This is a genomic window from Sagittula salina, assembly GCF_017813235.1.
Lineage (GTDB): Bacteria > Pseudomonadota > Alphaproteobacteria > Rhodobacterales > Rhodobacteraceae > Sagittula > Sagittula salina.
Genome location: NZ_JAGISH010000017.1, coordinates 1 through 14,087, shown reverse-complemented (window position 1 = coordinate 14,087; position 14,087 = coordinate 1). Strand labels below are relative to the sequence as shown.

General features: G+C 61.0%; 8 protein-coding genes and 4 pseudogenes. 3 read left to right on the top strand and 9 right to left on the bottom strand.

Features of this window, described 5'->3' with window-relative positions; translation table 11 throughout:
* Positions 1–4: 4 nt before the first annotated feature.
* From J5474_RS20120 to J5474_RS20100, 5 genes are all read right to left on the bottom strand, one after another.
* Entirely contained in the window at positions 5–988 is a 984-nt protein-coding gene (locus J5474_RS20120; protein WP_209363449.1) for an ABC transporter ATP-binding protein, read from the bottom strand.
* A gap of 6 nt (positions 989–994) precedes the next feature.
* The gene (locus tag J5474_RS20115) at positions 995–1,834 is read right to left on the bottom strand and encodes a carbohydrate ABC transporter permease (RefSeq protein ID WP_209363447.1); all 840 of its coding nucleotides are present in this window, start codon (positions 1,832–1,834) and stop codon (positions 995–997) included.
* Positions 1,831–2,691, bottom strand: a complete 861-nt coding sequence (locus tag J5474_RS20110; RefSeq protein WP_209363445.1) for a carbohydrate ABC transporter permease — start codon at positions 2,689–2,691, stop codon at positions 1,831–1,833. Before J5474_RS20110 ends, J5474_RS20115 begins: the two co-directional genes overlap by 4 nt.
* 219 nt (positions 2,692–2,910) lie before the next feature.
* Positions 2,911–4,185 carry an ABC transporter substrate-binding protein gene (locus tag J5474_RS20105; protein ID WP_209363442.1) on the bottom strand — a complete coding sequence of 425 codons (1,275 nt, stop codon included), beginning with the start codon at positions 4,183–4,185 and terminating at the stop codon, positions 2,911–2,913.
* A 59-nt stretch (positions 4,186–4,244) separates the two neighbouring features.
* On the bottom strand, positions 4,245–6,527 hold the full coding sequence (locus J5474_RS20100) for an alpha-L-rhamnosidase (RefSeq protein WP_209363440.1): 2,283 nt from the start codon (positions 6,525–6,527) through the stop codon (positions 4,245–4,247).
* A 140-nt stretch (positions 6,528–6,667) separates the two neighbouring features.
* On the opposite strand from J5474_RS20100, the gene J5474_RS20095 reads away from it, so the two are divergent.
* Positions 6,668–7,687 carry a LacI family DNA-binding transcriptional regulator gene (locus J5474_RS20095; protein WP_209363438.1) on the top strand — a complete coding sequence of 340 codons (1,020 nt, stop codon included), beginning with the start codon at positions 6,668–6,670 and terminating at the stop codon, positions 7,685–7,687.
* A gap of 56 nt (positions 7,688–7,743) precedes the next feature.
* Here the strand turns inward: J5474_RS20095 and J5474_RS20090 are convergent.
* A pseudogene (locus tag J5474_RS20090) lies at positions 7,744–7,926 on the bottom strand (IS481 family transposase); the annotation flags it as partial.
* A gap of 55 nt (positions 7,927–7,981) precedes the next feature.
* Positions 7,982–8,994 (bottom strand): annotated as a pseudogene (locus tag J5474_RS23025) (IS5 family transposase).
* A 60-nt stretch (positions 8,995–9,054) separates the two neighbouring features.
* Between J5474_RS23025 and J5474_RS20080 the strand changes: the two are divergent.
* Positions 9,055–9,953 (top strand): annotated as a pseudogene (locus J5474_RS20080) (IS5 family transposase); the annotation flags it as partial.
* A 129-nt stretch (positions 9,954–10,082) separates the two neighbouring features.
* Here the strand turns inward: J5474_RS20080 and J5474_RS20075 are convergent.
* Complete coding sequence (locus tag J5474_RS20075; protein ID WP_209363436.1) at positions 10,083–12,371, bottom strand: ATP-binding protein; 2,289 nt, start codon at positions 12,369–12,371, stop codon at positions 10,083–10,085.
* 308 nt (positions 12,372–12,679) lie between these two features.
* On the opposite strand from J5474_RS20075, the gene J5474_RS20070 reads away from it, so the two are divergent.
* Positions 12,680–13,837, top strand: a complete 1,158-nt coding sequence (locus J5474_RS20070; protein ID WP_209363434.1) for an extracellular solute-binding protein — start codon at positions 12,680–12,682, stop codon at positions 13,835–13,837.
* A gap of 146 nt (positions 13,838–13,983) precedes the next feature.
* Here J5474_RS20070 and J5474_RS20065 read toward each other — a convergent pair.
* A pseudogene (locus tag J5474_RS20065) lies at positions 13,984–14,087 on the bottom strand (IS5/IS1182 family transposase); the annotation flags it as partial.

The window sequence follows — 14,087 nt, the reverse complement described above, 5'->3', positions numbered from 1 at the left end:
TCGATCAACCCCGGTACTTGAAAGCGCGCTCCGGATCGGGACTGGCGTGGACCTGCTGGCCTATGGCGTAGGTCAGCCCGCCGTCCACCCGCGCCACCAGCGGGCCAAGGTCGGGAACATCCAGGTGCACGATGGTATCCGCCCCCAGCCGCTCCACATGGCGCACCCGGCCCACCCATTGTCCCGCGCCATCTGAAATCGTCAGGTGCTCCGGCCGGATACCGTAAACGTCGCAACCCATCGTTCGTGCCGCTCCACCCTCGAACAGGTTCATCTGCGGCGAACCGATGAAGCCCGCAACAAAGGGCGTCGCGGGGCTTTCATACAGTTCCATCGGCGTACCGACCTGCTCGATCCTTCCGCCGTTGAGCACCACGATCTTGTCCGCCATGGTCATCGCCTCCACCTGATCGTGGGTGACGTAGACCATGGTCGAGCCAAGCCGTTCGTGCAGTTCCGTCAGCTCGATGCGCATCTGGCTGCGCAGGGCGGCATCGAGGTTGGACAGCGGCTCGTCGAAGAGAAAGACCTCAGGGTCGCGGACGATGGCGCGCCCGATGGCCACCCGCTGGCGCTGGCCGCCCGACAGCGCCTTGGGCTTGCGGTCGAGGTAGGGGCCGAGTTGCAGAACCTCAGCCACGGCGTCGACCTTGCGGTTGCGCTCTTCCTTGGGGACGCGGGCCAGCGACAGGCCGAAGCCGATGTTTTCGCGCACCGTAAGGTGCGGATAGAGCGCGTAGTTCTGGAACACCATGGCGATGCCGCGCTCTGACGGCTCCGCGCCGGAGACGTCCCGCCCGCCGATCTCGATCGCACCGGAGGTATGCGGTTCAAGGCCAGAGATCATCCGCAACAGCGTGGACTTGCCACAGCCCGAGGGACCGACGAAGACGCAGAACTCGCCATCCTCGATCTCCAGGTCCACGCCCTTGATGACTTCGAGCGCACCGAAGCTCTTGCGGAGGTTGCGGAGGACGACACGGGCCATGGGCGATTATCCTTTGACTGCGCCGGAGGTCATGCCGGCGACGATCTGGCGGTTGAAGAAGACGAAGACGATCAGCGGTGGGATCGTGATGAGCAGGATGTTCATGAACAGCAGGTTGTTCTGGCTCGCGAACTGGCTCTGAAAGTTATAGAGCGTCAGCTGCACCGTGACGTTGTCCCGCCCCGGCAAATAATAGAGCGGGTGGGTAAAATCGTTGAAGATGGAGATCGACTGCACGACGATCACCGTCACCGTCACCGGCTTCAGAAGCGGCAGCACCACCCTGAAGAAGACCTGCCACGGCTTTGCACCGTCAATGATCGCGGCCTCGTCCAGCTCGCGCGGGATGGTGGCGATGAAGGCACGGAACAGCAGCACGGTAAAGCCCAGCCCGTAGGCCACCTGGATCAGGATCATGCCCTGCAGCGTCTTGAACAGGTTGATGCCCTGAAGCACCCAGATCGTCGGCACCACGGCGGGCGGGATCATCAGCCCCGACAGGATCAGAACGTAGACAAAACGGCTGACCGGCGAGGGACGGCGCTGGATGACGAAGCCCACCATGGCGCCAAAGATCACCAGGATCGTGATAGCGCAGACAGTGATGAGCGTGGAGTTCCAGTAGGCCAGCAACAGCGCGTAGTCGCGGGTCTGCACGGTGGTGACGACGTTTTCCCAGAAGACCCAGCGCTCGGGCAGCGAGAAGTCAAGCTGCGCCGCGTCCGGCGCCGTTTTCATCGCGTTGATCGCCACGAAGAGGAAGGGCACGATGAAGACGACGAATGCCAAGAGGAGGGCCACGACACCCATGGCGTAATTGCGGGCGGTAAGGCTACGGTCGGTCATGCTTCGAGTTCCCTGCGGTTCAGCCACCATGCCAGAGGCGCAACGATGGCGGCGATCATCAGGAAAAGGATCACGTTTCCGGCGGTGGAAAGACCCCAGAACCCCGCCTGGTACTGCTTGTAGATCACCGAGGCCAGAACATCCGAGGAAAAGCCCGGCCCGCCGCGCGTCATCGCCCAGATCAGGTCGAACAGGCGCAACCCTCCGATCAGGGAAAGCACGATCACCGTGTTGGTGGCGGGGCGTACAAGTGGCACAGTCACGCGCCAGAACTGCTGCCAGCGGGTCGCGCCGTCGATGCGGGCCGCCTCGTAGTATTCCGGACCGATGGTCGACAGCCCGGCGATGTAGATCAACGTGGCCAGACCAACGCCGCGCCAGACATCCACCAGCGCCACAGAAAACAGCGCCAGTTTTGGATTGACCAGCCAGCCGGGCCCGTCAATGCCAATGGCGGCAAGCGCCACATTGATGGCACCCTGCGTCGGATGCATCAGTTCCTGGAATAACAGACCCACGCCGATGGTGGAGACCAGCACCGGGAAGAAGACCACCGACCGCAGGAAGCCCTGCGCAAAGATCCCGGAGGTCAGCAGCACGGCAAGCAAGAGTCCCAGACCGGTCTTCAGCGCCGATGTCAGGAAGGCGAAGAACAGCGTGTTCAGGACGCCCCGCACCAGGAACGGCTCGGAGAAGAACTGCACGTAGTTGTCCCAGCCGGCAAACCGCGCTTCGAAAGGGTCCCAGTATGTCAGGGAAAAGTAGAAGGATGCCACCGTCGGAACGATGAACAGGATGGCAAAGATCACCCCGGCGGGAATGAAGAACCAGTAGGGATATGCGGATTTTCGCGTCATGGTGCCCGATGGTGCGGTACACCCGTCGAGGGGCGTCCGGCCTCTATTTGAAATGAGCATAGACACTGACGGATGGTCTGTCGTCAGGCGTCTAAGTGCATGGGGTGTCGGTCTCAGGGAGCCTGTCTCCAGGATCCTCCGACTCTGGGTGCCCGTCTCCAGATGTCTGTCGGGCCCCGCGATCCGGCGATCGGCGGGGCCCTGCCCGAAGCGAGCGGCTTACCAGTTCGGGAGACCCAGCTGTTTCGCCTGCTTCGCGACATCCGCGTCATAGAGTTCCGCGGCGCTGACTGCATCACGGATGCCCGACCCGACCTCCACGGTCAGCTGTTCCAGCGCCGGCCCCTTCACCGGGGAAAGGAATTCCAGCGCCGGAGCAGTGCGGCCTTCTCCTTCGAAATAGGGCAGCATGTCTGCGACCATGCCGGGCACCTCATCGGGCAGCTTGCAGCCGTCGATCAGGTAGGGGCCGGTGGCACCGATGGTCGCCGTGATAATGTCGCAACCCTGCGTCGAGGCGACGAAGTTTTGGAAATCCTTGACGATTTTGGGATACTCCGTTGTCTTCGGCGCATAGAGCGACGCCGGCATCCACAGTGTCAGACCGTTGACGTCGGGGTCATCTCCCGGCTGCGCGAAAAAGCCCACATCCTCCATCAGGTCCGGCACGTTCTGCTGGAACACCCCCACCGCGAAGGTCAGCATCGGGTAATGCGCCGCCTCCCCTTTTGCCACCATGGCCACGCCGTCATTGTAGGTCGCCGCGCCGAAGTCCTTGTTGAAATAGCCCGCGTCATAGGCCTCTTGCAGCTTCTCGAAGCCACGCTGCGCCTCCGGGGTGTCGGCGAACTTGGCCTCGTTCTGCGTGTAAAGGTCGGCGAAGTCGGGCTTTTGCTGCAGAACATTATAGAAATCCGCCAGCACCAGAAGCTGGCTGGTCCAGGTGTCGCGGTAGGTCTGGGCGATGGGTGCGGCGTCCGTCTCGGCAGCGATTTTGGCGTTGTTCGCCATGAACTGTTCCCAGGTCAGCGGAACCTCCAGCCCGAGCCGTTCGTATGTGGGCTTGTGGTAATAGATCCCGCCGCCCTGCGCTGTCTCGAATGGCACGCCGTAGGTTTTGCCGTCCGATCCCTGCACCGTCGAGGCGTAGGCCTCGTTGATCAGACCGAAATTCGGCAGGTCATCCACGGGCAGCAAGGTGCGGTGCGGGCGCAGCGCCTGAAGCAACGAACCGGAGTTGTAGTTGAACAGGTCCGCCATCTCGCCCGTGGCGAGGCGCGTTTTGATGATATTGTCGCCTTCGCCACCGCCAGGACGTGTTTCGATGTCAAAAGTGATCTCGGGGTGCTTCTCCGAATAGGCCTTGGTCAGCGCCTCGGCCACGGCGACCGAATCCGCGCTGGCGTCCACCAGGAACGTGAGTTCCTGCGCCATGGCTCCGTTCGCCGTGAGTACGAGCGCGATGGCGGTGCTGGTCGTCATTCTGGTAATCATGGTTTCCTCCCTGTTCGCCCGTCTGCTTCGAGCGTCTCATCGACTTCGGGCTGCACTCCTCAATGCAGATCGAAGGTGATTTCGTGCGTGCCGGGGCCGTAAGTCCCGCCGCCGATAGCCGCATCCGCGCGGGCCTCGACCCCTTGCGGCAGTGTGACCGTATAGGTCACGCGATTGCCGTCGAGCCGCCATGCGGCCTCGATCCGGCCGTGACGGCAGGCATGCCACATGGTGACATGGCCCAGCTCCGGCAGCACCGTGGGCGCCAGCCGTACCCGGTCAAAGCCGGGATGCTCCGCCACCGGTTGCACTCCCGCGACATTCTCGAAAAGGAACTGGCAGACCGCGCCGTAGGCGTAGTGGTTGTAGCTGTTCATCGTCGGTTCATAGATCGTGCCGTCCGGGCTGATGGCGTCCCAGCGTTCCCAGATCGTCGTGGCTCCCTGCTCCACCTGATAAAGCCAGCCGGGCACCTCGCGATTGAGAAAGACCTTCTCCGCCAGGTCGCTCATCCCGAGCTTTGCCAGCGCGGGCAGCAGCGCGGGCGTGCCGATAAAGCCGGTGCCGATCTTGTAGTCCGCATCCTCGATAACGCGGCGGAAATAGGATTTTGCCGCCTCGAAGTGCTGCTCCGGCACGAGGTCGTAGAGGAAGGCCAGCGCATAGGAGGTCTGGTCGTTGTGCGCCAGCCGCCCGGTGGACGAAAAGTACTCAGCCACGAAAGCCGCGCGGATTACCTCGCCACGCTTTGCCAGCCGCTCGGCCTGTTCGGTCTCGCCGATGATGCGGGCGATGCGGGCCGTCAGATCTGTGGAAATGAAGTGATAGAGTGTCGCCGCGCAGTCGTCGCTGATCGTCGGACGCGGTTTGCGGTTGTCGCCGACAGGCTGTAGCCAGTCACCGAAGGTAAAGCCCTTCTCGCCCCAGTGGGAATGCGGATGGATGATCGGCCCGTCGGAGATCGACCAGAGGTAATCCAGCCAGTGCAGCATCGCCGGGAAGCATTCCTCAAGCACGCCCTGATCGCCATAATGCAGGTAGAGCTGCCAGGGCGTGACCGTGATGACGTCGCCCCAGCCGGTCGACCCGGCCCAGTCCCCCGGCGCACGCGACCCGGGTCGGTTGGTCGGGTCGGGCGAGAAATGCGGCACCCCGCCGTCGGGGCGCTGGTCGTGCATCACGTCGCGCATGTACTTGCGCAGGAAACGCTCCGCGTCGGCCAGCCAGCACGCCGTGCCGGTGAACACCTGCGCATCGCCGGTCCAGCCCATACGCTCGTCACGTTGCGGGCAGTCGGTGGGCACCTCGATGAAATTCGCGCGCTGCGACCAGATCGTGTTCAGCACCAGCCGGTTGACCGCCGCCACGCCGCATTCAAAGCCGGCCGCCAACTCCGGAACCGAGGTGATCGGGACAGAGGCGATCCGCATGACCTGTGCCTGCCCTTCGATGCGCACCCGTGCGTAGCGAAAGCCCGTGAAGGTGAACATCGGCGCCCACGTCTCCTCGCCCTCGCCGTTCAACGTGTAGCACAGCGCGGCACGGGCAGCGCGGTAGTTGCGCCTGTCGAATTCCCCGTCGGGGCCAAGAACTTCGGCGAAATCGACAATGACTCTGGCACCGGCCTCACCCTTTGCCGTCAAGCGCACGTAGCCGCCCGCGTTCTGGCCAAAGTCGTGGATGGTCGCGCCCTCCGCCTGCCAGCTGCGCACCGGGGCGATCGGGTCAAGCTCCTTCACAGCGCCGCATTCATGCGCGACAAAGAGGCCAGCGTCTGTGGGCAGTTCCTCGACGCCGCCGGTGTCCTCCAGCGCAAGCCGTGCGTCGTGATCTTCGCCGTAGTAGATGCCGGTCCTGGTGATCGGCAGCAGGCCGCTTTTCCAGCTGGCATCGGTTCGGCAGACGACTTTCCCGCCCGACACGATCTCGGCCAGCGCGGCGATCCGGTCGCCCCAAACGTTGGCAAAGGCCATGTCGCGCCACATCAGCCGCGAGCGGTACCAACCATCACCGAGCCAGATCTCGATCCGGTTCTCTCCGGCCTCGACAAGGTCGGTGATGTCGTAGGTCTGATAGGCGATCCGGTCGTCATAGCAGGTCCAGCCGGGCGTCAGAACATCGGCGCCCACCCGTTTGCCATTGATGAACGCGCGGTAGAGCCCTAGCGCGGAAATATGAAGGACCGCAGGCCCACCCTCATCCACAGAGAAGGTGGATGCGGCGTAGCTGGCCCGCGTCTCCGCCCCCTTGTCCACGCTCGGCGCGATCAATCGCGCAATCCAGTCCCTGCTGTGCAATTCATCGTTCGCGGCCAACGGGCCGCGTTCCTGATCAAGCGCCATGACGTCCTCCCTTCGCACCCTCGCAGTATTCTGCGCTGCAGCGCGTATAACGTTCTACGTAGACTGTTCTACAAGACGGATTGCAAATCAAGAGAAACTTCGCGTATTTTCCCTGGACAGTGAAAGCGGCCGGGGGACGTATGAGCAAGTCAGGCACCACAACGCCCGCCCGGGCGACCATTCGAACCGTCGCCGCAGATGCAGGGGTTTCCGTCGCCGCCGTGTCGAAGGTGCTGCGGAACGCCTACGGAGTGAGCGACGGCCTACGGGACAAGGTCCAGAAATCCATCGAAAAGCTCGATTACCGGCCAAGCACCGCAGCGCGCGGAATGCGTGGACGCACCTACACGGTGGGCGTCCTGTTGGTGGAGCTTCGCAACCCCTTCCTGCCGTCGGTAATCGACGGCGTGCAGCGCACACTGGGCAAAGCGAACTACAAGGCGCTGATGGGTGTCGGCGAGGCACGCGCCAAGATCGAACAGTCGCTGATCGATTCGATGGTCGACATGCGCATGGACGGGTTGCTGCTGGTGGCGCCCCGGCTGTCCGGGGATCGGCTCGCCCGCCACGCGCAGCGCCTGCCCATGGTGGTGATCGGACATCATGAACCCACCGCAGCACTTTTTGACACGGTGAACTCGGACGACCGGCGCGGAGCGCGGATCGCCGTTGAAGCCCTGCTGACACGCGGGCACAAGGACGTTCACATGATCTCCATGCCCGAAGAGAATGCGGCCCAGAACGTCTACCGCGAACGCGAATACGGCTACCGCGATGCCATGGTCGCCGCCGGACTTGCGGATCGCATCCGGTTCTGGCGACAGAAGGAACGCTTTGCCCAGCCCGACGGAACTATCGACGCGCTTCTGGAGTCGCCGGACAGACCCCCGGCGGTCTTCTGCTGGAGCGACATCGCCGCGGTGGAACTGATCAACAAGGCCGCCGCACGGGGCATCAACGTGCCCGAAGACCTCGCCATCATCGGTTATGATGACACTCCCACCGCAGCCCTGCCCCTGATCGGCCTGTCCAGCATGGACCAGCACGGCACTCAGATCGGCGAGCTTGCCGCCGCCGCGCTGTTGTCCCGGATCGAAGGCCGGACAGTTCCCGAACACCGCCTCATCGAACCGGGCCTCATCCTGCGCCGCAGTACCTGATTTGATGCACCCCTACGGGCGGTCACAATGGGCACCGCTCCCCGGGCGCATTGGTCCTAGGTGTTCAGTCCCGGCATCTGGTGGATCGGATCAAGGATGAATCTGTCCGGCTCTGAAGTCCAGGCTTTGCAGATGTATTCGTGGGGCGTGAGCCCGCTGAAGGTCTTGAGCCTTGTGGCGAAGTTGTAAGCAGCCATGAAATCCGCGAGATGTATTCGGAGTTGATTGTGGCTGTCGTAGGGCTCTGTTGCACAAATCGGGTGATAGCCGAGGTTCTCCTTTCCCGGGACAGACTCATCCAACAGCCTCTGTGACAGGGATGCCAAGCGCGGTGTAGCCGTTCATGACGGCGATGCGGACCTGAAGTTCGGCGACTTGGCGGTCGAAGTTCCTTGCCATGCGCCGCTGCCCCAGCCGCTTCACGCAATGCATCTTCGTTTCGACGCGGCTTCGGCGATGGTATCCGCTCCAGTTTCGCCAGATCGCGCGACCAAGGTATCTGGAGGCACGCAGGGCCTCGTTTCGAGCGGCCGCACCGCCGGTGACGGCCTTCCAGGGTTTTGCATTCTTTCGGGGCGGGATGACGGCATTCGCCCCGCGGTCAGCGATGGCGTCGTGGCATTTGCGGGTATCATAGGCACCGTCTGCGGTGACGTTGCCGATCACCTCGTCCGCCGGGATCTGGTTCAGCAGATCGGGCAGCACTGGCGCATCACCAATGTGGCTTCCGGCGAACTCGACCGCCCGGATCTCCAACGTTCCTCGTCAATCCCGAGGTGGATCTTGCGCCAGACCCGCCGCTTGGGACCACCATGCTTGCGGGCGTGCCACTCACCTTCACCCTCGACCTTGATGCCAGTGCTGTCCACTGCCCGGCAGTGCGTCACGCAGTGATGTCACGGAAGGGATCAGCAGCTGCAGCGGGCCCTTCGACCCTCGGTAGGGGATGTTCACGGCCAGCGTCTTCTGGCGGCGGCTCAGCGTGCTGAAGTCAGGCACCGTCCAGTCGAGTCCAACCAGACGTGATAGGCTCTCGACGGTGCCGGTCGTCTGTCGCAGCGCCATGCCGAATAGAACCTTCAACGTCAGGCACGTCTGGATGGCGGCATCACTGTAGCTCTGCTGGCGGCCACGCCTGCCTCTCGGCACGGCATCCCAGCTCATCTCGGGGTCGAACCAACCTCTCGGGACATTCCTTCGGAATGCCCTGCCGGTCAGGGGATCGTCAGCGAGCCTCGGCGCTTCAGCGCCTCGTTATAGGCTGGCCAGTTCCTGGTCTTGTAGGCCGGTGGTGTTGGTCTGCTCATGCATCCCAGCTACCATGCTGGATTCACGAGATGAATCCCTCAAGGGGTTTGTGCAACAGAGCTCCACCGAGCGGCAAACGCGGTCGGCAGCAGCAATTCAGCGACGCCGCCATTCAGACCTGTCTGACCCTGAAAGTCCTGTTTGGCCTGCTGCTGCGGCAAACCACGGACTTCGTTGAAAGCTTGTTTCGTTTAGTTGGGTTGGACTGGCAGGTGCCCGACTTCAGCACCTTGTGCCGTCGTCAGAAGACGCTGGCCGTGAACATACCCTACCGAGGGTCGAAGGGCCCGCTGCACCTGTTGATCCCTTCCGTGACATCACTGCGTGACGCACTGCCGGGCAGTGGACAGCACTGGCATCAAGGTCGAGGGTGAAGGTGAGTGGCACGCCCGCAAGCATGGTGGTCCCAAGCGGCGGGTCTGGCCCAAGATCCACCTCGGGATCAATGAGGAACGTTGGAGATCCGGGCGGTCGAGGTCACCTCCAGCAATGTCGGCCCCTCCCGGCAGCACGCTGCGCGTGCGCCTGCCGGGCAGTGGACGCGCCGATGCTGCCGGACCTGCTTGCCCGGATCCCTCCGGATCAGGAGATCGCCACCGTGACAGCGGACGGTGCCTGCGACACGCGCGCCTGCCAGGACACCGTCGCCGGCCGAGGTGCGGCAGCAATCATCCCGCCCTGCCGCATCGCGAGGCCCTGGAAGCCGGACACTGCAGGAGCCCGGGCGCGGAACGAGATCCTGAGGACGTCACAGCATCTTGGCCGGACGCTGCGGCGGAACTGGAGCGGCTACCACCGACGAAGCAGGGTGGAGACGAAAATGAACTGCGTGAAGCTGTTCGGACAGAGGCTGATGTCCCGCGACTTCGATCGCCAGGTTGCCAAAGTTCAGATCCGTTCGGCGGTCATGAACCGCTTCACTGCCCTCGGCATCCCGGTCACCGTGGCCCTGGGATAAGTGTGTCCGGGGAAAGGGGAACTGCGGTCATCAACTGATTTGTGCAACAGCGCCGGTCCTGACCCTAGTACGTCGTGCGGCAGCGGGCGGGTGACGATTTGCTCATGCACCTCGTAAAACCTTTTGGTTTCACGCTGTGAACCCATGGCCATCGGGGGGCGGAAACAACGCCCATTTGCCGCATGAACGATTACGAAGAGCAATGTCTTTGGGCCATGTGAAACGAATGGCGGCGCCACGCCCCTCGCCAGATTCTATCCGTAAAGTCCCACCTTTGACGTCAATTTGTCGTTTCACGAACGCAAGCCCCATACCGCTGCCTTCTACCTGGTCACGTGGCTTCAAGGTTGTGAACATCTGGGTGACGCGCTCGTGAAATTCAACGGGAATACCGGGGCCGTCATCCGCAACTTCAAAGAGGTTTGTATTTTCTTCACCTATCGTAACTGAAATTCGAATAACTCCCGAATCTCTATCGTGATGCTTTATCGCATTCGATATCAGATTCAGGAATATATTCTTCAGAGGCATCAAGTCGACTACAAGCGTATTCATGGATTCTCCCACTTCCACCTTAAAACCCGGCGGCAAATCACAGAGGCCGACAACGTCTTCGAGCAGCTCTGCGCCGGATACCTTTACAGGCGTCTCCTCCATACGGCCGATCCGTGAATAGGTCAGTAGGTCTTCCAGCAATCTCTCCATTCTCACGGCTCGGCCCTGGACTAGAGTCAGGTTCGCCTTCACCTCGGCATCCAAGTTTTCGCCGAGGTCTTGTTCAATCCATCGCAGGCCATTACGAATTACCCGCAAGGGAGCCTTCAGGTCGTGCGACGCGGCATAGGCGAATTGGTCAAGATCCTTGTTGGACCTTTCAAGTTCTTCGCGGTGACGCCGCACGTCGGTCAAAGCATCTTGAAGTGTTGTCTGAGCGGCGATTCGCACTGTTACATCCAAAAAAGTTGCAATGAACAGTGACTGATCTTCGCTATCGAGCCGTCGAATGGCCACCTCGAGGATCAAGGCTTTGTCGCCCAGAGGACCGACATGGTGCTCTCGTTTATACACCGAACCACCGGTACTCGGAAGCATGGTGCAATCGCTTTCGTGAGGAACAGCCAGCAGATCAAAAATGCTTTGTTCCCCAACCTCTCGCGGGGTATGGCCGAACATCTTGCCAAGGGCGTCGTTCGCAGTTTCGATACCCCCTTCGGCATCCAGTGTGGCGATGCCGCAGGGAGCGTTCTTCAGAATGGCCGCGATCTTGCGGTGCAGCGTACAAATATCGCGCTGAGCAAGGCGGGCCTTCTCGACGGCGGTCTCCAGTTCGCCCATCTCGTCATCGGCAAGAGCAGGAATAGGAGTGGACGTTATACCTTCGGAAACCGAGCGTACATGGCCGACCAATCGTTCGATTCGGGTGAATAGCTTGGTTTCGATCAACCCCCATAAAGCGAATATGCCGCCAATTCCGATGCCCAGTGTCACGAATAGATCGAGAAGCCTAATATTTGCAGAAACTTCCTGATTTCGAACTGCAAGAGACTGAAAGTTCTCGACAGCAGTGCGCTGCAACTGATTCGCCTTCAGCGTGAGATCGGTGATAATCCTCTCAACCTTCAGGCGCGCTACGTCCGCTTTATCCGCCAAGCGGCCCAAATGCGAGAATGAGTCGAAAATTCCGCCGCCATCGAACATCGCCTGCTTGAAGTCAAAGAGGTCGCGGGCTATTTGCGACCGTGTTCCTGAGTTTCCGGTGCGCGCCAAATGAGTCGCGATAACATTGATTTCCCCCAGGAGCGTGGGCTTTATGCGAATAGCTTGATCCCAATCGGCATTCTGGAGATCTCGAGTGGCCAAGGCCGCCTGGGCGATGGAGGCGTTTATCGCTGCAAGCTCGAATGCGTAACTGATTTTGCCCCGTGCAGCGGCAGCATCAAAAGTCTCGCGGTTTACTCCCGCGAGAAGACTGGCCTGTTCCGAGCTCAACATCCATGCGATTTCATCAAGCCTCTGGGATTCCAGAGTGACGCGCGCCTGTATTTCGATTCGAAAAGATACGATTTCCTCCTGAAGGGAGAGCAGCAGGTTCAATTCAGTCCAGTCTTCGTCCGACAAAAGGCCATCCGAGCGCAAAGCATCTATCCCCGCCAGGCCGCGCTCTGCGTCTTCCAGCCCAACCTCGGTAAATGCGCTGGGAACCAACCGGGAATAGGAATTCAAACGCTCGATCAACGCGGGTACCCGTCGTGTTACCTCGGTAACCGGTTCTGTTTGTTGCACGAGGTGTCTTGCGCGAAGCTCCGTTGCGCGGAGTTGATTGTTCTTTATGTAAAGGCCGACGACCGAGAGGACCAGACAAGCTGCGATCAAAGCTCTCAGTTTGAACAGCAGTGATCCCTTCCAAGGCGCGGGCATCTGCGACCCCCCTCTACTCGACTACTGAACGGCGATAAGGGGCAAGGTTTAAAACGTTCTTAACGGATGGTCAGCATAGTGGCTGAACGGGCCACCGAAGGTACAGCCTCATGTTCAACCGACGAACCTTTCTCGCCACGGCCGGAGCGTCTCTCACATGCGCACCGCTGGACGCCCGCGCGGGCTCTCTCCGACATCAAGCAAAACAGCTCGGGCGCCCATTGCGCATTCTGGTTCCGAATGGCTCTCAGGCCAACGTGAGTCCCGTGATCGCCCGGTTCACTGGGGAATTCGGGGGCGACTGCGAGATGATCGTCACCGATGTGGACAGTATCAATTCCACCCTGACGCTGGAAAGTATCGCGCCGAGGCTAGAGGTCGATGTCGCACTGCCCGCCACCTTTGGCATTCCAGACTTGTCAGAAAATGATGCGATCCTTCCTCTCGATACCTTCGCAAACGTTTCCGAAAGCCTAGAAGAAGCAGGACCGGGCGGGTGGTATGATGGACGCCTGTGGGGTTTTCAGACAGATGGCGACGTCTACTTGATGTTCTATCACGCCGGCATGCTGGAAGACCCGGATGAGCAGAAGCGATACGAGGATATGTTCGGCCGCGTACTTTCGGTTCCCCTCACCTGGGAGGAACTTGACCGGCAGATGTCGTTCTTCCATCGGCCGGATGAGGGTCGTTTTGGTGGATGCCTCTTCCGCTCGGCGGGGTACTCGGTTTGGGAATGGTGGGCGCGCCTTCACGCCAATGGCGGGCATCCTTTCGCACAGGACGCTGTGTCAACGCTGCACCTGAATGCAGGAGTGGAGGCTTTGGTGGAGATGAAGGCATCCAGTGCCCACCTGACCGGGTCCGACCTCGGTCTGTTCGAAAACTGGCGTCGCTACAATAAGGGGGATATCTATGCGAACATCGGTTGGGGCGGCACTCAAAAGAGCATTCATAAACCCGGAGCAGGAATGCGCGGGCGCGTCAGGCACGGGCCATTGCCGGGCAAACAGGGCGCCCCTATGGCCTACTTCAATTGGGGTTGGAGTTACGTAGTCGCACGCAATACGCCGGTGCCCGAACTGGCTTTCGCATTCTGTGATTTTGCTGTTTCTCCAGGCCCATCGGCAGACGCCGTTGCGGCCGTTGAAGGATACTTCGATCCATTCCGCAACGAACACTACAACGATCCGAGAATCGTGGAAGCCTATGGGGCCTCCTTTCTGGCTGAACACAGGAAAGCCATGCGCGCGCCCATTCCGGATCTTTATCTTTCCCGGCGTAGCGAATACTTCGAGATCCTCGGAACCTGGCTTCAGTTGGCCCTGCAGGGGCGTACCGAGCCGGAGACCGCTCTACGGAATGTATCGGAGCGCTGGGATATTATCACAGAACAAGTCGGCAAAAAATTACAGGCCGCACGTTGGGTGCAACTCCTGGAAAGTTATCCCCCAAACTATCGGTGAGTCGGCATCTTCTTCGGGAACTTGGTCCTGAACTACTTGGCCTCCAAAACCGGCTCTGTGACACAAACCCAAAGGGGGGGATTCATCTCGTGAACCCAGCATGGTAGCTGGGGCACATGAGCCCCCCAACCTAGGGTCAGGACGCACAACCAGAACATGACAGTTGCGGCGATGCAGATTGCGGAGAGGAAGAGTTCGCCGCATCTGTCGTAGCGGGTGGCGATGCGGCGCCAGTCCTTGAGGCGGGCAA